This window comes from Exiguobacterium sp. ZOR0005, assembly GCF_000798975.1.
In the GTDB taxonomy this organism is placed as follows: Bacteria; Bacillota; Bacilli; order Exiguobacteriales; family Exiguobacteriaceae; genus Exiguobacterium; species Exiguobacterium aurantiacum.
The window spans coordinates 13,576-39,351 of record NZ_JTLB01000031.1; the positions used below are offsets into that span (position 1 = coordinate 13,576).

Sequence of the window (25,776 nt, forward strand, 5' to 3'; positions counted from 1 at the left end):
TCTCCTCATCAGTCGACCGAGACGAACGCATCAAGATCGAACACGTCTGGTCGTACAATTGCAAATATCTCATTGTCTTGCAGGAACATCCCGGTCGAACCGTACACGCGCGGCGTCACCATCTGCCCGTTCATCGTTCCTTCATTCGGGTTGATCGTATATAAGACGAGTTCTTCTGAGTCGAGTACGTAAATCCGGCCTTGCCGTTCGACGAGACCGACACCGCGGAACTTCTCGAACTTTTGTTGGATCGAGGCGCTCATGCCCGTCGTCGTGAGCGCTTTGCGGGATTCGATCGCCCACTCGCTCAACGGTTCGACTTCTGGTGCGGGCTCGTCCGCTTGGAGCGCTTCGTCTTCCGGCGCGACCGCATCCACCTCAATCGTCTCTTCGGTCGGTTCTGATTCCTCATTCGGTTCACTCGTTGACTCGTCTGTCTGCTCGGTCTTCGCTTCAATGATCCGCTCCTCGACATAGAGGAGTTCGACATCAGTCGTTCCAGACTTCCGGTTCATGATGATGAGACGTTCTGTCGCTTGATCATAACCGAGCCCGAACAGACGATCGTCTGGACGGATCCGTTCAATCACTTTCCGTTCTTGCTCGACCCAACGCCCACCTTCCCGTTCGATCGTCACGAGCACACCGTTGGCGGTGACCGCAAAAATTTTCGTCTCCGTGATCATGCGCATGCCGATGAACTCGTTAAGCTTCAAGTCTTGTCCGTCATTATTTAGTTGAAGCGACGAGATGACGCGATTGGCGTTCCCGCTCACTTCGAAAAACTCGAGGTTTTTCGTTAGAACCAAGTAAGCGCCGATCGTATCGCTATAATATACTTCATCGATGTTTTGAATCTGTTCAAGCGCATCAGTCGTATCGACGTCATCCTCGTCAGGCGAGGCCTCGACCGGTGGGAGCGGCGTCGCTTGATGGCTCGTTTGAATGTCGATTTTTTCGAACGTCGCGCCGATTTGTCGTTGAATCTCTTCGTCTGAGAAGACGAACACGTAACAGAGAATCACCCCGACCAACACGGCGAACGACGTCGTATATAGTACGTAAGAACGTTTCATGGACGTTTTGTCCCCTTTTTCTGCAGTATCGCCCTTTAGTGTAACAAACCCATCCGAAAAAGAAAACGGCGTCAAGAAAAAGAAAAGAACATGTGACAATGTCACACGTTCTTCTCGGTCATCCTACGACGATATTGACGAGCTTGCCCGGGACGACGATGACTTTACGGACCGTCTTCCCTTCTGTGAACTCTTGGACGCGCTCGTTTCCGAGCGCCTCCGTCTCGAGGACGTCTTTCGAAGCGTCACGAGCCACATGCATCTTCGCGCGAAGCTTCCCGTTCACTTGGATGACGACTTCAATCGTGTCGCTGACGAGTTTCGACTCATCGAACGTCGGCCATGCCGCGTACGTCAAGTCTTCCGTCATGCCGAGACGTTCCCACAACTCTTCGGCCAAGTGCGGTGCGACCGGGGCGAGCATCTTGATGAAGTTGACCATCTCTTGTTTCGGAAGCGTGTCTTGCTTATACGCCTCATTGATGAACACCATAAGTTGCGAGATCGCCGTATTGAAACGGAGCGCCTCGTAATCTTCGGTCACTTTTTTCACCGTTTGATGATACGTGCGTTCGAAGTCGGCCGTCGGGGCGTTGTCTTCTAGTTTCGTCTGTTCGAACAAACGCCAGACGCGGTCGAGGAAGCGACGGGCACCGTCAAGACCGTTCGTCGACCAAGCGATGGCCGCATCGAGTGGACCCATGAACATCTCATAAAGGCGGAGCGTATCGGCTCCGTGCGACTTGACGATATCGTCCGGGTTGACGACGTTGCCTTTTGATTTCGACATCTTCTCATTGTTCTCACCGAGGATCATCCCTTGGTTATACAACTTTTGGAACGGCTCGTTCGTCGGGACGATGCCGATATCGTAAAGCACTTTGTGCCAGAAACGTGCGTAAAGCAAGTGAAGCACCGCATGCTCCGTACCGCCGATATACAAGTCGACCGGAAGCCAGCGCTTGAGCTTCTCAGGGTCGGCGATCATGTCTTCGTTATGCGGGTCGATGTAGCGGATATAGTACCAGCAACTGCCGGCCCATTGTGGCATCGTGTTCGTCTCGCGACGGCCTTTCTCCCCAGTAACCGGATCCGTGTACGTCAACCACTCATCCGCATTGGCGAGCGGTGACTCCCCTGTTCCTGACGGTTTGATTTCATCGATGATCGGGAGCTCGAGCGGAAGGTCTTCCACCGGTACTGTCTTGAGTGTGCCGTCTTCCATATGAACGATCGGAATCGGCTCGCCCCAATAGCGTTGGCGGCTGAACAACCAGTCACGGAGACGATACGTCGTCTTCGCACGGCCGGTGCCGGCGAGTTCAAGTTCTTCAATGATTTTGGCGATGGCGTCAGCTTTGTTGAGACCGTCCAAGCTACCTGAGTTGACGTGGACGCCGTCCTCGACGTAAGCGGCCTCATCCAAGTTACCGCCTTTGACGACTTCCCGGATCGGAAGATCGAACGTCTGCGCGAACTCGTAATCGCGCTCATCATGTCCAGGTACGGCCATGACCGCGCCTGTCCCATACGTCGACAAGACGTAGTCGGCGATCCAAATCGGGAGTTTCTCGCCGTTGACCGGGTTGATGGCGTATGCACCCGTGAAGACACCGGTCTTCTCTTTGGCGAGGTCGGTCCGTTCAAGGTCCGTCTTCTTCGATACTTCCTCGGTATACGCTTCGATTGCTACCGCTTGTTCCGGCGTCGCGATCGCCTTGACGAACGGATGCTCCGGCGCGAGCGTGACGTATGTCGCCCCGTAAAGCGTGTCCGGGCGTGTCGTGAACACGGTGACGACTTTATCGTGACCGTCGACTTTGAAGTCGACTTCGGCGCCGACCGACTTCCCGATCCAGTTGCGCTGCATCTCTTTGACGCTCTCTGGCCAATCGAGCCCTTCCAAATCATCAAGCAACCGTTCCGCGTATTCCGTGATGCGGAGCACCCACTGCTTCATCGGGACACGGTACACTGGATGGTTGCCGCGTTCTGACAAACCGTCGATGACTTCTTCGTTCGCGAGCACCGTACCGAGGGCCGGGCACCAGTTGACGGCCACTTCATCGACGTAGGCGAGGCCACGGTCGTAAAGTTGCGTGAAGATCCACTGTGTCCACTTGTAGTATTTCGGATCGGTCGTACTAATTTCACGGTCCCAGTCGTACGAGAAGCCGAGTTCTTTCAACTGACGGCGGAACGTGCCGATGTTGCGTTCCGTGAACTCGCGCGGGTCGTTCCCTGTATCTAAGGCGTACTGCTCGGCCGGAAGACCGAACGCGTCCCAGCCGATCGGATGAAGCACGTTGTACCCTTGCATCCGTTTCATGCGGGCGATGATGTCCGTCGCCGTGTAACCTTCCGGGTGTCCGACGTGAAGGCCGGCCCCTGACGGATAAGGGAACATGTCTAAGACGTAGAAACACTCCTTGTCCGGGTCTTCTGTCGTCCGGAACGAGTCGCGCTCTTCCCAACGTTTTTGCCATTTCGGCTCGATGTCTTGATGTTTAAAATAGTCCAAAATTCTTCCTCCTCTGCATAATAAAAAGCCCTCCGCCCCGGTAATGGGACGAAAGGCTTGAAAGCTCTCCGCGGTACCACCCATGTTGCATTTCTGCCACTTGAGACGCCGGTAACGAGGCGTAACTCCGGTTCACCCTACTCTTCGTTCAGGCAAACTGCTCCAAGGCGAGTTCTCGACGTCCATATACCGGTTTGCACCAACCACCGGCTCTCTACAATACAGACAAGACGATACTATTCCTTTTCATCGCGATTATTTATCTCACTTCTTCATTCTATCTCAAGATAAAAAACCGCGTCAACGTCAACTTTTCGTCACGTCTTGATTTGTTTCATCGTCGAGATCGTTTTGACGGCGAAGAACGCGATCAAGCCGAACCCGACTTTGTTCACCAAGTCGGCCACGTTGTAGATCAATTCACGCACCAATTGCACTTCGACCCCTGTCGCAAACAGCGTGACGGCATAGCCGATCGGGTAGATGGCCCAACCAATCAAAATGAACAGCCGCATATTGAGGAGCGCTTTCCGAATCGGTGCCGGCGATGATTCGGCCGCTTTCGTGACGTTCGTGAACAGAAGGTAGATGATATAAATCCACGCCAAACAGCCAATCAAATATCCCCACAGTCCAAGTTGGGTGAAGCCGCCGTTCAAGTTGATCGAGGATTCTCCGAGATATCCGGCGACGATCATGATCACGTCCGCGACGATCAGCTTCGTCAACAACCCCGACTTCATCTTTCCTTTCAGACTGAGCAAGAGGGGAAACTTGACGAGCAGGAGCGGCGTCGTGACGAGCCAGTCGATATACCGTATCTCCGTCGGGAAGCCTGTGATTTCTGACAACAACCCTGTATCGCCGACCGCGTCTTTCATGAAGTAGTAGTGAATCGCAGCGACAAACGTGACGAGCGCCGCGACAGTCGCGACCGAACGATATTCCGGGTCCAAACTGTTCCGTTCCACTAAAAAGTAAAGCGTCGCTGCTGCCATCCCGACAAAACCGACCCAAAACATATACTGTGTCGCCAACACGAGCAAATTGACTTCTTCGTTCATTCTGTCCCTCTCCTTCGTATGAGAACAGACTAAAGACGACAGCTCATTCTATGTGAAAGGATCCTTTACTATATTTTAAATGAAGAGACAAGAGTCGTGTGAATCTGAAGATGCTACCAATATGCTTATCCTTATGATGTTTGACGATTCAATGAACCCGCTTTTGTAAAGAAGAAGAGACCCATCGAACTCAAGACGAACAACAGAATAAAGACGGCGCCCATTCCGAGCATATCGTAGAGCAACCCGGATAACGTCGGACCGACCATCCGGCCGACCGAGGCGGCGATATTGACGAGCCCTTGATACTGTCCGGCTTTCCCTGCCGGTGCAAGTTTGGCGGCAATCGTCGGGACGGCCGGCCAGATGAACATCTCCCCGATCGTCATGACGATCATCGCGACCATGAACATTGAGAACGCACCTGCGAACGGTACGATTGCGAACGCGGCGAGGAAGATGATACCGCCGATGACGAGTTGACGCTTCAAGTCGTCTTCGAATTGACGGAGCATCCGGTTGAGGAGCGGCTGTGCGAACACAATCATCGCCCCGTTCACCGTCCAAAGAAGTGAATACTGGCTAATGGTCACACCAAGCCCTTGCGAGTGGACGGCGATCGTCCCTTGCCACTGGACGTAAACGAACCAAAGGACGGCATACCCGATGGCGACGTACCACATCGACTTCATCGTCGCACCGGACAATGTCGTCGCGGCGGTCTCAAGCTGCGACTCGATGACCGGCCGGGTCGTTTCTTTCAAGTAACGGAACCCGAACAAGAGGACGACGACGAACAAGACCGACAAGAAGAAGTTCGCATAAAAGATCCACTCGATGTTGATGCGCGCCACTTGACCGCTCATCGCCGTACCGACGGCGACCCCGACGTTTTGAGCGACGTAAATTGCGTTGAACGAACGGCGCCCCCCTTCCGGCCAAATTAAACCGGCGAAGGCGTACACCGTCGGGAAGACGAGTCCGCCTGAGAAACCGATGAGTCCGAGCCAGAGCAAATACCCGCTGAACGTCGCATGGAACAACAGAAACCCGAGCGAACTGGCAAGAAGTAACGACACCGCGATCACGAGCGTCGTCTTGCCGCCGAGCCGGTCGAACAGTGTCCCACCGATATAGTTCCCGACGATGGCAAGGGCGGAGTTGACGAGAAGCGCGACGCCGGCAAGCGTCATCGATTCTCCTAAGTAGCCATTGATATATAACGTGTTAAACGGCCATAAAAAAGACGCCGCCGTCGTATTGAGCGCCATCGCGATGACCAAAATCCATATTGAGATCGGCATTTTCTTGTTCACGCCAATTCCTCCTTTCCCATCGCCTTAACGATAAAAATTCGGCACGACGGCCGAATTCAAAATTAGTCCTTCTCCAAGCTAACGGAACGGTCTATAACTGTCAAGAAAAAGTACTCATTCTGAAGTTTGTCACTTGCTTCCTTGTGATAGCATGAGCAAAGAAGGAGAGGATGACCATGAACAATCCATTTGGCGAAGCCAGATACAACAAATTGAATGAGGCGTATCGTCGCGAATACGGCGGCAAAGTATTCAAAGTCCCGCTCGACGGGGGCTTCACCTGTCCGAATCGGGACGGTCTCGTCTCTCGAGGCGGTTGCACGTTTTGCTCTGACGATGGGAGCGGAGACTTCGCCGGGAACGCGTGTGACCCGATCCCGGTCCAGTTCGCGGAAGGGAAAGCCCGGTTGCATCGGAAATGGAAAGACGCGCGTTATATCGCTTATTTCCAGGCGTTCAGCAACACATACGCTCCGGTCGAGCGTTTGCGTGAACTGTTTGAGCCCGCCCTCGAAGAAGAAGGGGTCGTCGGTCTGTCGATTGCGACACGTCCCGACTGCCTGCCGGACGATGTCGTCGACTACCTCGTCGAGTTGAACGGGCGGACGTCTTTATGGGTCGAGCTCGGGTTGCAGACGATTCACGACAAGACCGGCAAGAAAATCAACCGCGGACACGACTATGCGACGTTCCTCGACGGGCTGGCCAAACTGCGGCGCCACAATATCCGGGTGTGCGTCCATATTATTAACGGGCTTCCAGGAGAAACGACGGAGATGATGCTCGACACAGCCCGAGAAGTTGCTAAAATGGACATACAAGGAATCAAGATCCATTTGCTCCACGTCTTGAAACAGACGCCGCTCGCACGGCAATACGAATTAGGATTGCTCGAACTGATGGACGAGAAGACGTATATCTCGCTCGTCTGCGACCAGCTCGAGTATTTGCCTGAAAACATCATCGTGCATCGTTTGACCGGAGACGGTCCGCCCGACCTGTTGATCGGACCGATGTGGAGCCGGCAAAAAATGGCTGTTTTGAACGCCATCCACGCCGAGCTGGAGCGCCGTGATTCCTTCCAAGGAAAAAAGAAGGATGAGATACATGGGATTAATGAGAGTTTTACCGTTCGCGAAACATCTGTTACGTGAACACGCTAAGCCTGGAACGGTCGCCATCGACATGACGGCCGGTAACGGGCATGACACGTTATTTTTAGCGGAACTTATTGAAAACGGCCATGTGTACGCGTTCGATGTCCAAGAAGCCGCGGTCTTCGCCACTCGGCAACGGCTCGAGGAAGCGGGGCTAACGGAACGTGTGAGCGTCATCCATGACAGCCACCATACCGTACGGGAAGTCGTCACGGATGAGACGCGTCCGATCACGGCAGCCGTCTTCAACCTCGGTTACTTACCGGGAAGCGACAAGACGGTCACGACTTCAGGGCAAACGACGATTGACGCCCTCGAACAGTTGCTCGACATCATGGCGGTCGGCGGGGTCATCGTCGTCGTCATCTATCACGGACACGACAGCGGCAAGGCGGAACGGGACGACGTGCTCGCCTACGTCGAAGCACTCGATCAAAAGAAGGCCGGTGTGCTTCGTTACGGCTTCATCAACCAAGTGAACCACCCGCCATTTATCGTGGCAATCGAAAAACGGGCATGACAAAGGCGACTCACGTGAGTCGCCTTTACTTATTCTTGAATCAATTCATAGAACGTCAACAGCGTCTCGGCGAACTTCGTGTTCAATCGTTCATATCCGAAATGTGGGAATCCTTCAAGCCGACGGATGTACACTTGGTCGCCGCCAATCTTGCGGCAAACGTTCAGCGTCAGTTTCACATCGGCGAAACGATCGTCCGGTGCATAAAAACAAGCGAGCGGCAAGCGAGGTAAATGTTTCTTTTCTTCTTGATGCTCGACGATTTCCTCTTCGATTTCCCGGTACTGGGCATAGGTGATCTCCCCGAAGCGTGAAGCTTCTTCCCCGCCTCCAGTGAACGTCATCATGCCGAGCGGCAAATCGGGACGGAACCGGTCGACGGCGCTGGCGACGGCTTGCTTTAACCCGCCGATTTGACGAGACGCATGCCAATCAAACAACGGTGAGATGTACGTCAAGCTGCCGAGCGGCACATCGTACTCTTGCAACAGGCGGTTCGTCAAGAGTGCTCCTAGGCTGAAAGCGACGACATGGATCGGCACTTTATACTGGCCCGCCTCACGGAGTGTCTTCTTGATCAGTTGCTTATGCTCTTCCGCCGTGATCCCGACCGTTTGACCGCTCACGATGAGTACCTCATAGTCTACGCTCAAACGTTGCAAGAACGCCTCGCTGACGCGCGACGAGAACTGGAGCGGATAAACGATCACGATGACCCCTTTTCGTGATGTTTCTTCATATGTCATGCTGTCACCTCATTATTAGTATGTCTGCTTAATTCTATCAAAAAAACATCAGCCGCGACTGATGTTTGGAAGAAAATCCGTCTGGAGTCTTAGCGTGGGTCATAGCGTAAATGGATAAGTTCCATCGGTTGGTCATATACTTCTTCTTGAATCCGATTTAGCTCGGTGAAAGAATGATGGTGCAAAAATCCGATCGCCTGCTCGTTCGAGCTTTCGACGTACAGTTCGATCGGTTGCGTCTTCCGCTCCTCTAGATGCGTCAGCAACTTTGCCCCTAACCCTTGGCGGTGATGGGCCGGGTGAAGATAAAGACGAAGCACTTCCCACACATCGCCTCGGTCGATCGCATGGTAAAATCCGATGACGTCGCCGTCAGACTCGCCGACGATGAACAACTGTTCTTTCGCTTCCTCGCTCGAACTGATGGCTCGGACAATTTCCTCGAGCTGATAAGCCCGTTCCATGACTCTCGATCGCACGTCGTTTGACACACTCGTCGTCGCGAGCGCGATTTCGCGAATCAAAGCGGCATCTTCCGGCACGGCTTCCCTCATCTTCATGACAGCTTCCCCCTTTTGGCCAATCTAGTACTATCATTCCCTCTCGCGCCAAAAATATCCTGCCGTTTCATTACTTTTTCATGTCGAATTCGAACAGAACGTTACTTTCCAATTTGACAAGGGTATAAAGGTACCAATGCCAACTTATAAAGGAGTGTTTGTATGCAACCACCATTACAAAATGACACACAACCTAACAACCCGAACCGTCAGTTTGACCAGCACGAGTCGGGCGGCCCGAAGATCAACGTCGTCACCGGTATGTTGCTCGGTGCCCTCGTCGGCGGTTTGATCGCCATGCTCAGCTCATCGAACCGTGAGAACACGAAACAATCGCTCACGAATGCGAAAGCTTCGGTCGGTGGACTCGTCGACACGGTGAAAGAAGATCCGGCCGGTAAAGCGTCACAAGTGATCGATCAAGTGAAATCCGCCTCAGGCATCATCCAAGAAGTCGCGACAGACGTACAAAACGTGTACGAGAAAGTCGCCGGTGAAGCCGAGACGGTCAAGCAAGACGTGAATAAAGTCGTCGAAACGGCGCAAGAAGCAAGAGCCGACTTGCAAGACATCGGCGAGAAAGTCGTCGAGGCGAAAGATACCGCGCTCGGACAAGACGGTACATCGACTGACCAAACATCAAAATCATAAAAAAAAGGCGACCTTTCACGAGAAAGGTCGTCTTTCATTTGGTTAAGCGAAGCGTTTCGCGCCTTCTTCAAGCACCGCTGCTTTGTCCGTTTGCTCCCATGGGAGTTCAACGTCCGTACGACCGAAGTGGCCGTAAGCTGCCGTCTGCTTGTAGATTGGGCGACGAAGGTCGAGCATCTTGATGATGCCGGCCGGACGGAGGTCGAAGTTCTCACGGATGAGTTCAACGAGCTCTGTCTCGCTCAATTTACCAGTGCCGAACGTATCGACCGCGATCGATACAGGGTGAGCGACACCGATCGCGTACGCGAGTTGGACTTCCGCTTTGTCAGCAAGGCCAGCTGCGACGAGGTTTTTCGCCACGTAACGAGCCGCGTATGCTGCTGAACGGTCAACTTTTGTAGGATCTTTACCAGAGAACGCGCCGCCACCGTGACGAGCGTAACCACCGTACGTATCGACGATGATCTTACGTCCTGTAAGACCTGCATCACCTTGTGGCCCACCAATTACGAAACGGCCAGTCGGGTTGATGAAATATTTCGTATCGGCATCGATGAGCTCAGTCGGGATGACTGCATCGATGACGTGTTTCTTAAGATCCGCTTGAATTTGCTCGAGCGTGATGTCTTCAGCGTGTTGTGTCGAGATGACGATCGTATCGATGCGGACCGGGTTGTTCGCTTCGTCGTATTCGACTGTCACTTGCGTCTTACCATCTGGACGAAGGTAAGCGAGTGTACCGTTCTTGCGGACTTCCGCCAAACGGCGTGACAGTTTGTGTGCGATCGAGATCGGAAGCGGCATGAGTTCCGGTGTCTCTTTCGTCGCATAACCGAACATGAGACCTTGGTCTCCGGCGCCGATTGCGTCGAGTTCTTCTTCGGTCATCTGACCTTCACGTGCTTCGAGTGCTTGGTCGACACCTTGAGCGATATCGACTGATTGCTCGTCGATTGACGTCAAAACAGCACATGTCTCTGCGTCGAAACCATATTTCGCGCGTGTGTAGCCAATCTCACGAACTGTTTCACGAACAACTTTCGGGATATCCACGTAAGTTGATGTTGTGATCTCACCTGCTACAAGCACGAGACCTGTCGTGACAGATGTCTCAGCCGCAACGCGGGCGTTTGGATCTTCAGCTAAAATCGCATCCAAAATCGCATCTGAGATTTGGTCACAAATTTTATCCGGATGTCCTTCCGTGACGGACTCCGAAGTGAAAAGACGACGGTTCAAGTTTGCCATTTCGAAAAACCTCCTATAATAAGGGTGATGTGTGGACGGTACTCGTTCCCCTTACGCGTTGCTTTGGGACGGTAATGAAAAAAACCTCTCGCCACGTTCAATGGGAAAGGTTGAATCGTTCTTCCTTACCCTCTTATCGTTCGAAGCTTACGCTTCGCTTCAGGATAGCACCTTTTCCGAATAACTTTGACAAATCGGACGGTTGCTGGGCTTCGTAGGGCCTTGTTCCCTCCACCGCTCAGAATAAGAGTATCCGTTACGAAGACCATCATATAAATGCCGTACCGTTCTGTCAAGCGTATCGACTGAATTCGTAAAAGTTTTCACATTCCTCCTAATAGTTATGTTTGTGAAATAATAAACATTTTTTTGTCCGTTTCCGTTTTTGTACTATGACCTGGTACAGAATATGTTAGAATGACAGTGTAAGAAAGCGCTTACTTTAAAGAGTGAATTAACGCTTGTGTTTGATTAGTGTGTCACATATAATAAAAACGTCATACTAATTAATCGCGGAAGTATGCTTATTTCATCCACATCTATTTAGGGGAAAGGTGGGATTCGGGATGGCGACAACGCTCCTGAAAATCGAAGAATTAATTAACGGTGCCGATGTATTACGGAACTTGACGGTTCCGCAACTAGTGGAAGAGGCCATTCGCAACGGGGAAGGCGTACTGACAAAAGACGGGGCTTTATCCGTCAGTACCGGCAAATTCACAGGACGGTCACCAAAGGACAAATTCGTCGTGAAAGATGAAGTTAGCAACGACTTGGTCGACTGGGGTCCAGTCAACCAACCGATCGCCGAAGAGAAGTTTTCGGCACTGCTCGACAAAGTGCTCGCCCACCTCGAAACGAAAGACAAGCTCTACTACCTCGAGGCGTCAGCCGGGGCTGACGAACATTACACGTTACCGGTACGGGCCATCACAGAATACGCATGGCACAACTTGTTCGCCAAGCAGTTGTTCTTACGGGAATGGCCGACTAAAGGCGCCTTTGACCCGTTCACGGTCATCTATGCGCCGAGTTATAAGGCTGATCCTGCCGTTGACGGGACGAACTCCGAGACGTTCATCCTCGTCTCGTTCGCCAAACGTACAATTCTGATCGGGGGAACAGAATACGGTGGCGAAATCAAGAAGTCCATTTTCTCGGTCATGAACTTCCTGTTGCCTGAGCAAAACGTCCTCTCGATGCATTGCTCGGCAAACGTCAACGATGAGAATGAGACAGCCCTCTTCTTCGGACTGTCTGGGACTGGGAAGACGACGCTTTCTGCTGACACGGAACGCCACCTCATCGGGGATGACGAGCACGGTTGGTCACCGGACGGTATCTTCAACATCGAGGGTGGTTGCTACGCGAAGACGATCAACTTGTCACGCGAGAACGAACCGCAAATCTATGATGCGATCCGCTTCGGATCACTCATCGAGAACGTCGTGTTGAACGATGACCGGTCCCCGGACTATAAAAACATCTCATTGACGGAGAACACGCGCGCGGCATATCCGATCAACTACATCGATAACGCCATGCTTCCGTCGCGAGCCGGTCATCCGAACACAATCGTCTTCTTGACGGCCGATGCTTACGGGGTGTTGCCTCCAATCAGCAAGCTGACGAAAGAACAGGCGATGTATCACTTCCTCTCTGGATATACGTCCAAGCTGGCCGGCACCGAGCGCGGTGTCACCGAACCGCAGGCGACGTTCTCGACTTGCTTCGGCTCACCGTTCTTGCCGCTCGCACCAGAGCGCTACGCCGATATGCTCGGCAAGTTGATCGAGAAGCATGAGGTCGACGTCTATCTCGTCAACACCGGCTGGACGGGCGGCGCGTACGGAGAAGGATCGCGTATGAAGCTCGCCTATACACGGGCGATGGTGAACGCGGCCGTCAACGGTGAACTACGTGACGTCAAGACGATGCGGCACGACATTTTCAACGTGGAGATCCCGCTCGACATCCCAGGCGTGCCTCAAGACGTGCTCAATCCACGGGAGACGTGGAAAGACGCTGAACGTTACGATGTCGAGGCGAAAGCGCTCGCTCATAAGTTCCAAGACAACTTCAAACGATTCACAAAAGCGAGTGAGTCGGTCGTCGCGGCCGGCCCGATCGTCTTCTAACAGAAAAATGACTAGTGCCTCGAGCGGCACTAGTCATTTTTTTGTCGTCTTCTCGATCATCCAATCCATCGCCCGTTCCGTCGTCTCCCACTTTTTCCAAAATGGCAGTTGATGGGCGAACGGCACGACCCACAGCTCGGCTTGCGCCCCGAGTTTTTCGGCGACTGCCGTCGCGTGACGCAACCGCACCTGTTCATCGTCGGTACCGTGAATGAGCAGCGTCGGGGCTTGCCACTCCTTAAATAGCGGTGATCTTTCGATATACGCCTCGCTAGCCGTCTCCGGGTCGCCCCCGGTCATGCGGCGAAGCATCTTACGCATCGTCCGCTGCTCTTCATACGTCCATGCCAAGTTCGTCACCCCCGCCCATGAAGTGACAGAGGTGAGCGGGCGCGCCGCGGCCAAAGAGAGCGCCATCATGCCGCCACGCGAGAAACCGAGGGCGTGGATCGTCGGGCATGTCTTCTCGACCCGGTCGTAAAGTGACAACACGTCTTCTAAATCGTCTCCGCCAAAATCCTCTTTCCCGCTCCCTCCATGATTGCCACGGTATACCGGGGCGACGACGTGGAAGCCGCGGGCGGCGAACTGCATCAAGCGAGGAAGCCGCACATCGCCGATTCGACCTGTACCGCCGCGCAAATAAAAGAGGACTTGTCCGTTCGGACGTTTCGGTGTGATCGTATACGCGACGACGTCCTCGCCGTCGCGCGTCTCGTACCATCCACGATGGACCGGGTACCCCGCATAAGGCGGGAGCACCTCGACCCGGTCAAACCATTTTCTTAGCATGGAGCACCTTCATCGTCTCCGGGAGCACCCGGTCTTTCATCATAAAACTGTATTGATGGTTGCGCAGCAGATTTTTCGGCAACTCATCGAGAAGAACGGCGCCGTCCGTCTCTTCGATGGCCGGATGGTCCTCGAACCGTTCGATGACGGCGAAGTAGATGTTTTTAATGACCGTGTCCCCCCGTCCGAGCACCCGGTATTGTCCGAGATAATGGAGCGACTCGACGACTCCCCCGGTCTCTTCGAACACCTCGCGGATGGCCGCGTCATCTTCATGCTCCCCAGGCTCCACTTTCCCCCCCGGAAACTCAAGACCTCGCTGTTTATGTTTCGTCAAAACCCATTTGTCGCCGTAACGGGCGACGACCCAGACGTGAAGCGGTTTGTCTGAGAACGGATAGTGGGTGAAGCTCAACTCGACTTGATTATGATAGTAGTCCGTGAATGTCAACATAGTCCATCCCTTTCTTTCCCGTGTCTACTCTCACTTTACCTTGTCTCACCCTAGTTTCAAACAAAAAAAATCGATCCACCGAAGTGGATCGACTTGAACTCATTACTTCAAACGCTTTTCAAGCTCTGCTTTTTGCTCTTCATAGCCCGGTTTTCCGAGAAGCGCGAACATGTTCGCTTTGTACGCTTCAACGCCTGGCTGGTTGAACGGGTTCACACCGAGGATGTAACCGCTCATCGCACATGCCTTCTCGAAGAAGTAGAACATGTAGCCGAGGTGATACGGTGTCATTTCCGGCAATTCGACGACGAGGTTCGGAACGTTTCCGTCCGTGTGAGCGAGGAGCGTCCCTTCTGCCGCCTTGTCGTTGACGAATTGGATCGTCTCGCCGGCAAGGAAGTTCAAGCCGTCAAGGTCTTGCGCGTCTTCCGGCACGTTCATCGTGTGGCGAACGTTCGTGACACGGATGACCGTCTCGAACAAGTCACGGCGTCCTTCTTGGATGTATTGCCCCATCGAGTGAAGGTCTGTCGAGAAGTCGACCGCCGCCGGGAAGATCCCTTTGTTGTCTTTCCCTTCCGACTCTCCATAAAGCTGCTTCCACCATTCTGAGACATAGTGTAGAGCCGGCTCGTAGTTGACGAGAAGCTCGATCGACTTGCCTTTCGCATACATGGCGTTACGCACGACCGCATATTGATACGCCTCGTTCTCTGAAAGCTCAGGTGAACTGTACGCATTCTCCGCGTCACGGGCGCCTTCCATGAGGGCGTCGATGTCGATTCCGGCAGCTGCGATCGGAAGTAACCCGACCGGTGTCAAGACCGAGAAACGGCCGCCGACGTCATCTGGAATGACGAACGTCTCGTAGCCTTCAGCGTCAGCGAGCGTCTTCAAGGCACCGCGGGCCCGGTCCGTCGTCGCATAAATGCGGTCACGGGCGCCGTCTTGTCCATACTTCTCTTCCATGAACTGTTTCAAAACACGGAAAGCGATGGCCGGTTCAGTTGTCGTCCCTGATTTTGAGATGACGTTGACCGAGACGTCTTTGTCTTTCAAGACGTGAAGCAACTCTGTCATGTAAGTTGACGAGATGTTATGTCCGGCAAAGAACACTTGTGGCGCTTGGCGCTCTTCTTTTGACAACACGTTGAAGAACGAGTGTTGGAGCATCTCGATCGCCGCGCGGGCACCGAGATAAGAACCGCCGATTCCGACGACGACGAGAACGTCCGAGTTGGCACGGATCCGCTCCGCTGCCGCTTTGATGCGGGCGAACTCGTCCGTATCGAAGTTCGTTGGAAGGTCGACCCAGCCTAGAAAATCACTGCCCGCCCCACTGCGATCGTGGATGACCGAGTGAAGTGCTTTTACCGTTTCTTGCATTTGATCGATCTCATGTTCCCCGACGAAAGACAGGGCGTTAGAATAATCGAAACGTACAGTTGACATATCATTTCCTCCTTTAAATCGCTCATCAAAGAGCCATACATGACTCATCATAAACGGAAACGCCGGATTCGTTCAATCATTATTGCAAAATAGGCATGAAATCGCCTTATTTGCTCAACTCAAGAATGGCTGCCACATCTTCCCGCTCGAGCGTACGGAAACGTCCGAACGACCCGCGTTTCATCGCCGAGTCAAGGATGGCCTCAAACGTCGACTCGTCAATATCGTAGTCACGAAGCGAGCTCGGCGCCCCTAGTTTGTCGAAGAACGCACGGATCGCTTGGATCGTCCGTTGTGCCGTCTCCATGGCGTTCTCTCCTGACTCGACGTCAAACACTTCTGTCCCGAGGCGAGCGAAGCGCGCCGCGTTGCCTTCATCAAGGACGTGCTCCATCCAGCGTGGGAACAAGATGGCGAGACCGCCGGCGTGGGGAATGTCGTGGACGGCCGAGACGGCGTGTTCGATGTTATGAGACGCCCAGTCACCTGATGCGCCCATTTGCAACACGCCGTTCAAGGCGATCGTGCCCGAGAACAAGATGATGGCGCGCAAATCGACGTTCTCTAAATCATCGACGAGTTGTGGCGCCGACTCGACGACCGCTTTCAACACACCTTCGGTCATGCGCTCTTGGACCGGCGCATCGTTCGGGTGGAAATATTGTTCGAAGCAATGGCTCATCATGTCGACGATGCCGTAAATCGTCTGGTCTTTCGGTACCGATACGGTGTAACGCGGGTCGAGGATCGAGAACGTCGGATAGACGAGCGGATGACCCCAGCCGTATTTTTCTTGCGTCTCCCAGTTCGTGATGACCGAGCCTGAGTTCATCTCAGAACCGGTAGCAGCGAGCGTGAGCACCGTTCCGAACGGGACCGCTTCTGTCGGGATGTGGTCGCGGAGCACGATGTCCCATGCGTCGCCATCGTACGGAATGGCCGCCGAGATCAGTTTCGTGCAGTCGATGACCGATCCGCCCCCTACGGCGAGCAAGGCGTCGATGTTTTCTTCACGCGCTTGTTTGACCGCACGGCGCACCGTCTCGATACGCGGGTTCGGTTCGACGCCCGAGAAGTCGACGAAGTCGATGTCGGCGTTGTTCAATTCGGCGACGACTTCTTCATACGTCCCGTTCTTTTTGATGCTCCCGCCTCCATAGACGAGCATCACTTTCTTCGCGTCGAGCGCTTTGAGCTCACCGGCCAATTTTTCGATTTGATGTGTCCCGAAAATGAGTTTCGTCGGGTTTTTGTATTCAAAGTTGTGCATGATTCATCCTCCTCACGAAAATATGTAACACCTACACTATATACCCTGTTTTTCTCGAATGAAAAGCATCACGCCTCCCCGTAGATGCGATCGATGATCGTGTGCAGGATGACAGCCTGTTCCCCTTGCTCAAACTCCGGCTCTCGCTGGCAGGCGTCAAGGAACGTTTGAATTTGGACGGCATACGGGTCGACATGTTCGAGATGGGCCGGCGTCTGATCGAACAGTGCACCGTACGCTTCCGTGTGGACGTGTAGAGGGAAAAGTGTCGCCCCGCCTTCCGTACCCCGTAATTCGACCCGCATCGTGTCTCTTGGACCGACGTTGGCCATGAAGCTCCCGTCAAATAAGAGCGACGCACCGTTCTCGAACTTCACCATCGCCCGTGCCGTGTCCTCGACGGAAAACGTGTCCGGATCCCACGTCCCCATCAAGCCGACACCCGGTCGTGTCCCGAGATATTGACCGATATGTCCGATCACGTCGACCGGTTTCGGGTACCCCATCAAGTAAAGCGCCAAGTCGAGCATGTGGACGCCATGGTCCAATAACGCGCCGCCCCCTTGCAGCTCTTTGTCCGTGAACACGCCCCATCCCGGGATACCGCGACGTCTTAGCGCGAGCGCGGTCGCCGCATAGAGATGACCGAGTTCACCTGCCTCAATCATTCGTTTCAACAGTTGCGTATCTGAACGATGCCGGTAATGGAACCCATAATGGAGCGTCCGGTTCGCCGCTTTGGCCGCTTCTAGCATTTCCATCGCTTCACGGGCAGAGATGGCGGGCGGCTTCTCGCAAAGGACGTGGCAACCGGCCGCAAGCGCCGCGATGACTTGCTCTTTATGAAGCGCGTTCGGCGTACAGACGCTGACGGCATCGAGCGTCTCGTTTTCAAGCATCGCTTCGACGGTCCCGTACACGCGCTCGATCCCGAATTGTCGGGCCGCCGCCTCACCGCGCTCGCGGGTCCGGTTCATGACGGCAACGACGTTTGCGCCGGCCGCGATATATTGCGGGATGTGGGCCGAAGTGGCAATCCCTCCTGTTCCAATGATTCCGATGTTCATGACAATCCCTCCTTTTTTTGTACTGTTCGGGAAGGAGTGCCCAATTTCCTGTACAAAAAAAAAGACGACCTACGAATAGGTCGTCTCAATCACTTACTTTTTGAAGTTCGTGTTTTTGATCCAGTCTTCGAGCTTGTCCTTGAGGACAGTGAAGCCTGGTGCTTCTTCTTGCTTGAAGTTAGAAGCTTCGTTGCGGCGTTGGCCACCACGACGAGCCGGTTTAGCCGACTTTTCGCGTTTTGGAGCTTCTTGTGTCGCTTTCATTGAAAGCTTGATTTTCTTAGAAGCTTCATCAACTTCAAGAATTTTCACTTCAACTTCTTGACCGACTTGAACGTACTCGTTCACGTCTTTCACGTAGTCGTGTGAGATTTCAGAGATGTGGACAAGACCTTGAGTCTCGTCATCGAGTGCGACGAACGCACCGAAAGGTTGGATTCCTGTTACTTTACCTTTTAAAACTTGATCTTTTTCGTATTTTGCCATTACAAACACTCCTATGCTAAATTCATCAACTTACTATAACATACTTTTTTCGATAAAGTGTAGAAATTAGTAAAAAAGATTATTCGGAAACATTTTTACGTTTTAAAGTTGGACCTCGGGGTAAATACAAATCAAGCAAGACTTCAAGTATTCCCCCCTGATTCCGCTAGGCTGAGGCCTAGCCCTTTTTTTGTTCAAAACGTTGTGAACGGCTTCTGTACGTTTACTTTGTACAGCGTCTCCCCCGCCATCTCATTCAAGATGATCGCGTTTCGATACACCGCCATGCCGAGGTTCGTCGCGGCAGGACCGTGTGAATGTTCGATGTTCGTATGCGTGAACAACTTCCCACTTAGCTTCTCTTCCATCTGGACCTCATACGTTTCACTTACTCGCCATGCATCCTCAGCTTCCCATACGATTGGCAATCGGTCAATCCAAGACGGAAGAAGCGGACGATATCCCGTCGCGACGACGACGAGGTCGTACGTCCGTTCAACCACTTCTCCCGTATACACATGTTTGCCTGTCAACTGATGGGTCAACCAATCATAAGTGATCGCTTCGACTTCAACTTGCGTGAGTAATTGTGTTTGCTGCCCGGTCGGCCCACCTTCTGCCGTTCGATGATACATCGTCTCATAAATCGCTGTCATCGTCTCCGGGTTGACCCCATGCCGGAACCGTTCGAACGACCCGAGCAACGCTTGTCGTGACGAGTACGATAAGCTGTGAAAGTAACGAACGTAGTCCACACTAAAAATCTCATCGCCTAACTTCCCTGCCTCAAGCGACTCGAAATGGTCCGACCGAGTAATCCAGTCGACCCGTTGCTCATCTGTCGCGTCACGCAGCAAGTCGAGGAACACTTCCGCTGCACTTTGTCCACTCCCGACGACGCCGACACGGTACTTGTCTTTCAACACATCCCGATATGTCATATATTCGCTCGTATGGATGACTTGCTCGAATCCGTCTGGAACGAGCGGCGTCATGCCCGTACCGAGCACGACGTGTGCAGCACGAAGTTGCGTCGTCTGTCCGTTCGACTCGACCGTCACGACATACCCTTCCTCGTCGGCCGTCACATCCGACACCCGGTGACCGAACTTGACGGTCGACAGGCTCTCGGCCACCCATCTAAGGTAACGATTGTATTCCGTCCGAGGAATCGTGTTTCGTTCTTGCGTGATGAACGTCTGCAGTCGCCCTGTCTCACTCAAATAATTTAAAAAACTTGCCTCGTTCGTCGGGTCGGCGACCGTGACGAGATCCTGCAAATAATGCGTTTGCATCGTCATCCCATCGATCAGCATCCCCTCGTGCCACATCATCTCGGCTCGTTGTTCATAACACACGCCTCGTAACGTCGTCTTGTCCGCCAACGCCATCAACCCTAAATTGTAGGGCCCACAACCGACGGCGACAAAATCCACTCGTTCCATTTCCCTCACCTCGCCCCTTTATTCCCATTCATTATCGCAATAAAACGTCAACAGACCCTCATTGCTGAGAGTCTGATGTGACGGTCACTTCGAACTGGCTCATGAACCGGTCGATGCGACGAATCGCTTCTTGTAACTGTTCGATTGACGTCGCGTAACTCGCGCGGACGAACCCTTCCCCGCTCGCCCCGAACGCGTTGCCCGGTACGACGGCGACCCGCTCCTCGAGCAAGAGCCGCTCGGCGAACTCTTCACTCGACAAACCCGTATGCCGAATCGACGGGAACGCATAAAAAGCTCCTCCCGGCACATGGGTCGGTAGTCCGGCATCATTGAGCGCTTGAATGAAATAGTTCCGGCGCTGACGATAACTCTTCACCATCTTCGGGACGTGTTGGTCTCGGCTCCGCAACGCCTCGAGCCCGCCGAACTGGACGAGCGTCGGGGCACACATCATCCCATACTGATGAACTTTGAGCATCTCGCGCGTCACGATTTCGGGTGCGCACGTGAAGCCGAGTCGCCATCCCGTCATCGCGAACGCCTTCGAGAAGCCGTTGACGACGATCGTCCGGTCGCGCATATCATGAAGCGTCGCAAAGCTCGTGAACGGCTCATCGTACGACAACTCCGCATAAATCTCGTCGCTGACGACCCAAAGGTCATGCTTCGTCGCGAGCTCCGCGATTTGACCGAGTTCTTCACCGGTCATCGTCGCGCCAGTCGGGTTCGACGGGAAACAGAGCAAGATCGATTTCGTCCGTTCCGTGATCGCCGCCTCGACGTCGTCACGGTTCAAACGGAAACCCGTCTCGGGACGACATGCGACCGGGACGACTTTTCCGCCCGCCAATTCGATGAGCGGTCCGTACGAGACGAACGCCGGCTCGACGACGATGACTTCATCCCCAGGGTTCAACAAAGCCCGGAACGCGATATCGAGCGCTTGAGACGCTCCTGTCGTGACGATCAGCTCGGTGCCGGCGTCGTACTCGACGTCGAACCGTTCTTTCATATAACTTGCAATCTCTTGTCTCAATTCGAGTAGTCCGGCGTTGGCGCTATAGGCGGTATAGCCTTGTTCAAGCGCCGCGTAGCTCGCCTCACGCACGTTCCACGGTGTGATGAAGTCAGGCTCCCCCACCCCGAGGGAGACGACGTTTTCCATCGTTTGTGCCAAATCAAAGAAACGGCGGATGCCGGACGGCTTCATCGAGACGACTTGATTCGATAGCGACTTCATGGCGTGATGTTCAACCGTTTGTCTTCGACTTGCGGGGTGAACAAGATGCCGTCATGTTTATACGTCTTCAACTTGAAGTGCGTCGTCGTCGAGACGACCGAGTCGAGCGGCGACAGTTTGTCGGACACGAACGAGGCGACGTCTTGGAGCGAGTTCGCCCGGATGACGACTTGCAAGTCGTAGGCGCCTGACATCAAATAGAGCGCCGTCACTTCGGGGAAGCGATAAATCCGCTCGGCGACTTCATCGAACCCGCGTCCGCGTTTCGGTGTCACTTTGACGTCGATGAACGCTGTGACGTCATGCCGGTTGATTTTTTGCCAGTTCACCATGGCCCGGAATCCGAGTAAGATCCCGTCCTGTTTGAACTTCTCAAGCATCGCCTCGACCGTCGCGACATCGGTGGCGAGCATCTCGGCGAGCATCTTCGTCTCGAGATATCCTTTTTCTTCAAGCAACTCTAAAAGTTCTAGTTCTTTTGATGTATACATGGTTTATTCTCCTTCCGTTCTACCGGGGAATCCCCCTGTGAACGTTCTCTCTGTCGGTCTCACAAATTCCCGTCGCTCGGACTGGACGATGTGAAAATTTTTCATCTCCATATCGGTGAGCCCGTGCTTTTGACAGAAACGATCAAAGTAGCGGCGGCGCGTCTCATCTTGTTTCGCCGACAAGTTGTCGCTGCCGTTGAACGCGTACAGCACGGTCGCCCGCGCCGGATGAACGATCGTGCCGTGCTCACTCACCCGCAAAATGAAGTCCCAGTCCCAGTAGTTGTACACCGACTCATCGAACGGACCGATCTTATCGTGAATCCGTTTCCGGTATAACGTGCCGGACGGGATATATGTCGAGTCTTGCCGGAGGCGCTCGAAATCGAGGTCATAGGCGAACGGTTCCCAATCGGTGACGACACGGCGGCCGTCCTTCCATTCAAAACGAAACAGTTCGGCGTCAGGAAAGACGAGGTCGGCCGTCTCGATGTCTCGAAGCACCTGCTCGATGTGTTGTGGCATGAGCAGATCATCGTCATCGAGCAACAAAATATAATCACCTTTCGCCTCGTTCACGCCACGGTTTCGGGCCTTGACGTGATGGTTCTCTCCGAGTTCTACCAACCGAATCGACAAGCGATTCAAAAAAGGCGCCAAAAGATGTTGTTTTGGCGGCCCGTCATTATTGATCACGATAACTTCGAACTGCTGAAACGTCTGGACGACGAGACTTTCGAGCAGTTCGGTCAGTTCCGTCTCCCGCGAATAAACCGGGATGACGATTGAAACGAGCGGGTTCATCCGCGGTAAGCAGTTTCGACGTGCGGTAAGATCGCTTCCCAGCTGACGCCGTTCTCTTTTGATACGGTGACGAAATCACCATACGCGAAGACGCTCTCGACGCCTTCGATTTCAACGAGTTTCGCGAGGAGCGGTTGGTCTGTCGCCTCGCCTGCTTTCACGCTTTGGCTTTTCGTGCCGAAGACGTTTTCTGGAAGTGTGATTTTCATTGCGTTTGGATTAGGTGTTGGATCGATTCGTAACATGTAAGTTCCCCCTTATAGTTGACAAGATTGTGAAGACGCGAGTAATTGTCTCGCCATGGCGCGTGTCTCCGACTCAGGCGGGCATTCGCCGAACGCATCCGTCAACACGTGTCGGATATGTGCGTCCAATTCGCCTTCTGTGTCGAGTTGCGTGAGCGCCACCACGATGTCATCAAACTCTGGTCCATACGACCCGACCCCGTAACCGAGTGGGTCCCATGCTAATAATAAGTCTTCTGCTCTCATTTGTTAAACCCTTCTTTTTAAGCTCATTTCAAACCTTACCTCCTCAATCTACCTCACTTTCCCTCCAGACGCTAGCACCCGCTCTGATTTCCCTCTTTTCAAAAGTGTCGATCTTCTATATATAGTATTCGGACGTCGTCAAAAAGGTGGAGGCAATTATACGTGAAAATAATCACATGTGTGTTTTCTTTCTCCTTTTGACTCAATTGACCGCTTACATAAAAATCAGCGCCGTCACCCGAGCAACTGCATATAAATTTTTTTCTATCTCAAATCCCATCTCAAATCGGATGACAGCGCCATTTTACGGTGAAAGCAATATACCGTGAAACGGTTTGGTGAATGTCAAGGATTGCAAAACTAAATATAGGTGATTTATGATTAAAAAGACAAAAAAACGTCAATATATAGTTAAAAGCAAAAACGACGCTTATCTCTATATTGACGGTATGCACGGTATTCCGAGTTATACCTTTATAATATCTACATCTTAAGAAGGAGTGATCATTTTGACATCCCCTATCCACCACGAGACGATGTTGCCTGTGACACCAACGCTCACAGACGTCTCGACTTTGATCCAATCCATCACACAACGCTACCCACAACTCAGTGTGGAACGATATGAAGAACGTTTGGTTCGAGCGCTCGAATCCAAAACACTGACACAAGATGTAGTATATGACCTTATGACGATGCACGCCCTCGATATGTTGAAGGCCGAGGAGCCGGACTGGACGTTCGTGGCGACCGAGATGTACTTGAACCGCCTCTACTTGGAAGCGGCACGCAATCGCGGCTACGATGCGTCGATGCGTTACGGTGCTCTCTATCCGATGATCGAGACGCTCACGAAGAAAGGTATCTTCACATCCGCCTTGATCGACACGTATTCGAAAGAAGACATCGATTACTTAGAGACGTTGATCGATCCGTCACGTGACCGCTTGTTCACATACATTGGGCTCCGGACGTTGTCGGACCGTTATCTCGGACGCGACCACGTCAAAAACTTGTATGAGCTCCCGCAAGAGCGGTTCATGGTCATCGCCATGACGCTCATGCAAAAAGAAAACGCAGCGCAGCGCGTGAAGCTCGTCGAAGAGGCTTACTGGGCGCTCTCTAACCTATATATGACGGTCGCGACGCCGACGTTATCGAACGCCGGCAAGTCTTACGGCCAACTCAGCTCGTGCTTCATCGACACGGTCGACGATTCGCTCCGCGGGATCTATGACTCGAACACGGACGTCGCCACACTCTCAAAAGGCGGCGGCGGAATCGGCGTCTACCTCGGCAAGATTCGCTCACGCGGCAGTGACATTAAAGGATTCAAAGGCGTCTCAAGCGGTGCCCTCCCTTGGATGAAGCAGTTGAACAACACAGCCGTATCGGTCGACCAGCTCGGCATGCGCCAAGGCTCAATCGCGGTCTACCTCGACATTTGGCATAAGGACATCTTCGAGTTCCTCGACGCGAAACTGAACAACGGTGATGAGCGCCTCCGGACGCACGACTTGTTCACAGGCGTCTGTTTGCCAGACTTGTTCATGCGTACGGTCGAAGCCCGCGGTGACTGGCACTTGTTCGACCCGCACGAGATCCGTACGGTCATGGGCTTCAGCCTTGAAGACTTCTACGACGAGACGGAGAACGGCGGTTCGTTCACGGAGAAATATATGGCTTGCGTCAATACGCCGGAACTCTCGCGTGTGAGCGTCCCGGCCATCGACCTCGTCAAACGGTACATGCGCTCGCAACTCGAGACCGGCACGCCGTACATGTTCTTCCGGGACGCCGTCAACCGCGCGAACCCGAACAAACACGCCGGCATGATCTACAGCTCGAACCTTTGCTCAGAGATTGCTCAGAACATGTCGCCGACGACAATCGACGAGGAGTATACCGAGGACGGGAAAATCGTCATCACGAAGACGCCAGGCGACTTCGTCGTCTGTAACTTGAGTTCGATCGCTTTGGCCCGCGCCGTCAAGTCGGACGTCCTTGAACGACTCATCCCGATTCAAATGCGGATGCTCGATAACGTCATCGACTTGAACACGATTGAAGTGCCGCAAGCGATGATCACGAACCAAAAATATCGGGCCGTCGGTCTCGGTACGTTCGGCTGGCATCACCTGCTCGCCCTCGAGGGGATCCGTTGGGAGTCGGTCGACGCTGTCCAGTATGCAGAAAAACTGTATGAGAAGATTGCCTACCTCACAATCCAGGCGTCGATGGAACTGGCTAAAGAGAAAGGCGCGTTCCGCGTGTTCGAAGGCTCTGAATGGCATACGGGTGAGTACTTCAAGCGCCGCAACTACCGTTCACACGACGACCTCGACTGGGACGGCCTCGCCGAAGCGGTCCATCAAAACGGTGTCCGCAACGCCTACATGATGGCTGTCGCTCCGAACTCATCGACGGCTATCATCGCCGGCAGCACCGCATCGATCGACCCGGTATATAAGAAAGTCTACTCGGAAGAGAAGAAAAACTATAAGATCCCGGTCACGGTACCTGATCTTAACCCAGAAACGAACTGGTTCTATAAATCAGCGTTTGAAGTCGACCAGCTCTGGAGCATCCGTCAGAACGCGGCACGTCAGCGCCACATCGATCAAGCGATCAGCTTCAACTTGTACGTCAAAAACGATGTCAAGGCGACCGAACTCCTCACGATGCATCTCGAGGCATGGTCGCTCGGCATGAAATCAATCTATTACACGCGCTCGACGACCGTCGAAGTCGACGAGTGTGAGTCTTGCTCTTCATAAGTTG

Annotated in this window: 24 protein-coding genes, 1 riboswitch and 1 other annotated feature; of the genes, 5 read left to right on the plus strand and 19 right to left on the minus strand. The window is 53.3% G+C overall.

The window, feature by feature from the left end; translation table 11 throughout:
• Positions 1 to 8: 8 nt before the first annotated feature.
• The 4 genes from L971_RS13030 to L971_RS13045 form a co-directional block, all read right to left on the minus strand.
• Positions 9 to 1,076 carry a hypothetical protein gene (locus L971_RS13030; protein WP_047376223.1) on the minus strand — a complete coding sequence of 356 codons (1,068 nt, stop codon included), beginning with the start codon at positions 1,074 to 1,076 and terminating at the stop codon, positions 9 to 11.
• 118 nt (positions 1,077 to 1,194) lie between these two features.
• A complete protein-coding gene (leuS, locus tag L971_RS13035; protein ID WP_024371317.1) occupies positions 1,195 to 3,597 on the minus strand; it encodes a leucine--tRNA ligase in 2,403 nt (800 codons plus the stop codon).
• A 41-nt stretch (positions 3,598 to 3,638) separates the two neighbouring features.
• Positions 3,639 to 3,856, minus strand: a binding site (T-box leader).
• Positions 3,857 to 3,914: 58 nt separating this feature from the next.
• Entirely contained in the window at positions 3,915 to 4,661 is a 747-nt protein-coding gene (locus L971_RS13040) for a bacteriorhodopsin-like (protein ID WP_024371316.1), read from the minus strand.
• Between the two features lie 131 nt (positions 4,662 to 4,792).
• Positions 4,793 to 5,977, minus strand: a complete 1,185-nt coding sequence (locus L971_RS13045) for an MFS transporter (RefSeq protein ID WP_231557612.1) — start codon at positions 5,975 to 5,977, stop codon at positions 4,793 to 4,795.
• Positions 5,978 to 6,147: 170 nt separating this feature from the next.
• Between L971_RS13045 and L971_RS13050 the strand changes: the two genes are divergently transcribed.
• Both L971_RS13050 and L971_RS13055 read left to right on the plus strand, forming a co-directional pair.
• Positions 6,148 to 7,131 carry a TIGR01212 family radical SAM protein gene (locus tag L971_RS13050; protein ID WP_024371314.1) on the plus strand — a complete coding sequence of 328 codons (984 nt, stop codon included), beginning with the start codon at positions 6,148 to 6,150 and terminating at the stop codon, positions 7,129 to 7,131.
• Positions 7,085 to 7,654 (plus strand): class I SAM-dependent methyltransferase, encoded by a 570-nt coding sequence (locus L971_RS13055; RefSeq protein WP_024371313.1) that lies wholly within the window; start codon positions 7,085 to 7,087, stop codon positions 7,652 to 7,654. Before L971_RS13050 ends, L971_RS13055 begins: the two co-directional genes overlap by 47 nt.
• Before the next feature lie 29 nt (positions 7,655 to 7,683).
• Here the strand turns inward: L971_RS13055 and L971_RS13060 are convergent, their stop codons facing one another.
• Positions 7,684 to 8,400 carry an alpha/beta hydrolase gene (locus L971_RS13060; RefSeq protein ID WP_024371312.1) on the minus strand — a complete coding sequence of 239 codons (717 nt, stop codon included), beginning with the start codon at positions 8,398 to 8,400 and terminating at the stop codon, positions 7,684 to 7,686.
• 89 nt (positions 8,401 to 8,489) lie between these two features.
• Positions 8,490 to 8,960: a GNAT family N-acetyltransferase gene (locus L971_RS13065; protein ID WP_029334672.1), complete on the minus strand. Its 471-nt coding sequence runs from the start codon at positions 8,958 to 8,960 to the stop codon at positions 8,490 to 8,492.
• Positions 8,961 to 9,122: 162 nt separating this feature from the next.
• Here L971_RS13065 and L971_RS13070 point away from each other — a divergent pair, with 162 nt between their 5' ends.
• Complete coding sequence (locus L971_RS13070) at positions 9,123 to 9,611, plus strand: hypothetical protein (RefSeq protein WP_047376224.1); 489 nt, start codon at positions 9,123 to 9,125, stop codon at positions 9,609 to 9,611.
• 42 nt (positions 9,612 to 9,653) lie between these two features.
• On the opposite strand, the gene metK is transcribed toward L971_RS13070, so the two are convergent.
• Positions 9,654 to 10,862 (minus strand): methionine adenosyltransferase, encoded by a 1,209-nt coding sequence (gene metK / locus L971_RS13075; RefSeq protein WP_047376225.1) that lies wholly within the window; start codon positions 10,860 to 10,862, stop codon positions 9,654 to 9,656.
• Between the two features lie 130 nt (positions 10,863 to 10,992).
• Positions 10,993 to 11,112, minus strand: a riboswitch (SAM riboswitch).
• Between the two features lie 316 nt (positions 11,113 to 11,428).
• Between metK and pckA the strand changes: the two genes are divergently transcribed.
• Entirely contained in the window at positions 11,429 to 13,000 is a 1,572-nt protein-coding gene (gene pckA, locus L971_RS13080) for a phosphoenolpyruvate carboxykinase (ATP) (protein WP_024371308.1), read from the plus strand.
• A gap of 33 nt (positions 13,001 to 13,033) precedes the next feature.
• Here pckA and L971_RS13085 read toward each other — a convergent pair whose 3' ends face one another.
• The 12 genes from L971_RS13085 to L971_RS13140 all read right to left on the minus strand — a co-directional run bounded on the left by L971_RS13085 (position 13,034) and on the right by L971_RS13140 (position 22,995).
• On the minus strand, positions 13,034 to 13,792 hold the full coding sequence (locus L971_RS13085) for a S9 family peptidase (protein ID WP_024371307.1): 759 nt from the start codon (positions 13,790 to 13,792) through the stop codon (positions 13,034 to 13,036).
• Complete coding sequence (gene ytkD / locus L971_RS13090) at positions 13,773 to 14,246, minus strand: RNA deprotection pyrophosphohydrolase (RefSeq protein ID WP_024371306.1); 474 nt, start codon at positions 14,244 to 14,246, stop codon at positions 13,773 to 13,775. The genes L971_RS13085 and ytkD overlap by 20 nt, the downstream gene beginning before the upstream one ends.
• Positions 14,247 to 14,348: 102 nt before the next feature.
• Complete coding sequence (locus L971_RS13095; protein ID WP_024371305.1) at positions 14,349 to 15,698, minus strand: glucose-6-phosphate isomerase; 1,350 nt, start codon at positions 15,696 to 15,698, stop codon at positions 14,349 to 14,351.
• A gap of 106 nt (positions 15,699 to 15,804) precedes the next feature.
• A complete protein-coding gene (locus L971_RS13100; RefSeq protein WP_047376226.1) occupies positions 15,805 to 16,968 on the minus strand; it encodes an iron-containing alcohol dehydrogenase in 1,164 nt (387 codons plus the stop codon).
• Between the two features lie 68 nt (positions 16,969 to 17,036).
• A complete protein-coding gene (locus L971_RS13105) occupies positions 17,037 to 18,035 on the minus strand; it encodes a Gfo/Idh/MocA family protein (protein ID WP_029334666.1) in 999 nt (332 codons plus the stop codon).
• Positions 18,036 to 18,128: 93 nt separating this feature from the next.
• Positions 18,129 to 18,521, minus strand: coding sequence for a S1 domain-containing post-transcriptional regulator GSP13 (yugI, locus tag L971_RS13110; RefSeq protein ID WP_024371302.1), 393 nt, complete (start codon positions 18,519 to 18,521; stop codon positions 18,129 to 18,131).
• Positions 18,522 to 18,715: 194 nt separating this feature from the next.
• Entirely contained in the window at positions 18,716 to 19,966 is a 1,251-nt protein-coding gene (locus L971_RS13115; RefSeq protein ID WP_047376228.1) for a lysine N(6)-hydroxylase/L-ornithine N(5)-oxygenase family protein, read from the minus strand.
• Between the two features lie 58 nt (positions 19,967 to 20,024).
• Complete coding sequence (locus tag L971_RS13120; protein ID WP_047376230.1) at positions 20,025 to 21,209, minus strand: aminotransferase; 1,185 nt, start codon at positions 21,207 to 21,209, stop codon at positions 20,025 to 20,027.
• Positions 21,206 to 21,700, minus strand: a complete 495-nt coding sequence (locus tag L971_RS13125; protein WP_024371299.1) for an Lrp/AsnC family transcriptional regulator — start codon at positions 21,698 to 21,700, stop codon at positions 21,206 to 21,208. Before L971_RS13125 ends, L971_RS13120 begins: the two co-directional genes overlap by 4 nt.
• Before the next feature lie 3 nt (positions 21,701 to 21,703).
• A complete protein-coding gene (locus L971_RS13130) occupies positions 21,704 to 22,504 on the minus strand; it encodes a glycosyltransferase family 2 protein (RefSeq protein ID WP_024371298.1) in 801 nt (266 codons plus the stop codon).
• Entirely contained in the window at positions 22,501 to 22,749 is a 249-nt protein-coding gene (locus L971_RS13135) for a NifU N-terminal domain-containing protein (protein WP_024371297.1), read from the minus strand. The genes L971_RS13130 and L971_RS13135 overlap by 4 nt, the downstream gene beginning before the upstream one ends.
• A gap of 12 nt (positions 22,750 to 22,761) precedes the next feature.
• On the minus strand, positions 22,762 to 22,995 hold the full coding sequence (locus L971_RS13140) for a DUF1871 family protein (RefSeq protein ID WP_024371296.1): 234 nt from the start codon (positions 22,993 to 22,995) through the stop codon (positions 22,762 to 22,764).
• A 509-nt stretch (positions 22,996 to 23,504) separates the two neighbouring features.
• Between L971_RS13140 and L971_RS13145 the strand changes: the two genes are divergently transcribed.
• On the plus strand, positions 23,505 to 25,772 hold the full coding sequence (locus L971_RS13145; RefSeq protein WP_024371295.1) for a ribonucleoside-diphosphate reductase subunit alpha: 2,268 nt from the start codon (positions 23,505 to 23,507) through the stop codon (positions 25,770 to 25,772).
• Positions 25,773 to 25,776 lie beyond the last annotated feature (4 nt).

Coding starts and splice junctions, on each gene's coding strand:
- L971_RS13095 (WP_024371305.1), bottom strand. CDS start 15,698: ATGTCAACTGTACGTTTCGATTATTCTAACGCCCTGTCTTTCGTCGGG.
- L971_RS13085 (WP_024371307.1), bottom strand. CDS start 13,792: ATGCTAAGAAAATGGTTTGACCGGGTCGAGGTGCTCCCGCCTTATGCG.
- L971_RS13130 (WP_024371298.1), bottom strand. CDS start 22,504: ATGAACCCGCTCGTTTCAATCGTCATCCCGGTTTATTCGCGGGAGACG.
- pckA (WP_024371308.1), top strand. CDS start 11,429: ATGGCGACAACGCTCCTGAAAATCGAAGAATTAATTAACGGTGCCGAT.
- ytkD (WP_024371306.1), bottom strand. CDS start 14,246: ATGTTGACATTCACGGACTACTATCATAATCAAGTCGAGTTGAGCTTC.
- yugI (WP_024371302.1), bottom strand. CDS start 18,521: ATGGCAAAATACGAAAAAGATCAAGTTTTAAAAGGTAAAGTAACAGGA.
- L971_RS13065 (WP_029334672.1), bottom strand. CDS start 8,960: ATGAAGATGAGGGAAGCCGTGCCGGAAGATGCCGCTTTGATTCGCGAA.
- L971_RS13125 (WP_024371299.1), bottom strand. CDS start 21,700: ATGTATACATCAAAAGAACTAGAACTTTTAGAGTTGCTTGAAGAAAAA.
- L971_RS13030 (WP_047376223.1), bottom strand. CDS start 1,076: ATGAAACGTTCTTACGTACTATATACGACGTCGTTCGCCGTGTTGGTC.
- L971_RS13140 (WP_024371296.1), bottom strand. CDS start 22,995: ATGAGAGCAGAAGACTTATTATTAGCATGGGACCCACTCGGTTACGGG.
- L971_RS13120 (WP_047376230.1), bottom strand. CDS start 21,209: ATGAAGTCGCTATCGAATCAAGTCGTCTCGATGAAGCCGTCCGGCATC.
- L971_RS13115 (WP_047376228.1), bottom strand. CDS start 19,966: ATGGAACGAGTGGATTTTGTCGCCGTCGGTTGTGGGCCCTACAATTTA.
- L971_RS13100 (WP_047376226.1), bottom strand. CDS start 16,968: ATGCACAACTTTGAATACAAAAACCCGACGAAACTCATTTTCGGGACA.
- L971_RS13105 (WP_029334666.1), bottom strand. CDS start 18,035: ATGAACATCGGAATCATTGGAACAGGAGGGATTGCCACTTCGGCCCAC.
- L971_RS13055 (WP_024371313.1), top strand. CDS start 7,085: ATGGGATTAATGAGAGTTTTACCGTTCGCGAAACATCTGTTACGTGAA.
- L971_RS13040 (WP_024371316.1), bottom strand. CDS start 4,661: ATGAACGAAGAAGTCAATTTGCTCGTGTTGGCGACACAGTATATGTTT.
- L971_RS13060 (WP_024371312.1), bottom strand. CDS start 8,400: ATGACATATGAAGAAACATCACGAAAAGGGGTCATCGTGATCGTTTAT.
- metK (WP_047376225.1), bottom strand. CDS start 10,862: ATGGCAAACTTGAACCGTCGTCTTTTCACTTCGGAGTCCGTCACGGAA.
- L971_RS13050 (WP_024371314.1), top strand. CDS start 6,148: ATGACCATGAACAATCCATTTGGCGAAGCCAGATACAACAAATTGAAT.
- L971_RS13070 (WP_047376224.1), top strand. CDS start 9,123: ATGCAACCACCATTACAAAATGACACACAACCTAACAACCCGAACCGT.
- L971_RS13135 (WP_024371297.1), bottom strand. CDS start 22,749: ATGTTACGAATCGATCCAACACCTAATCCAAACGCAATGAAAATCACA.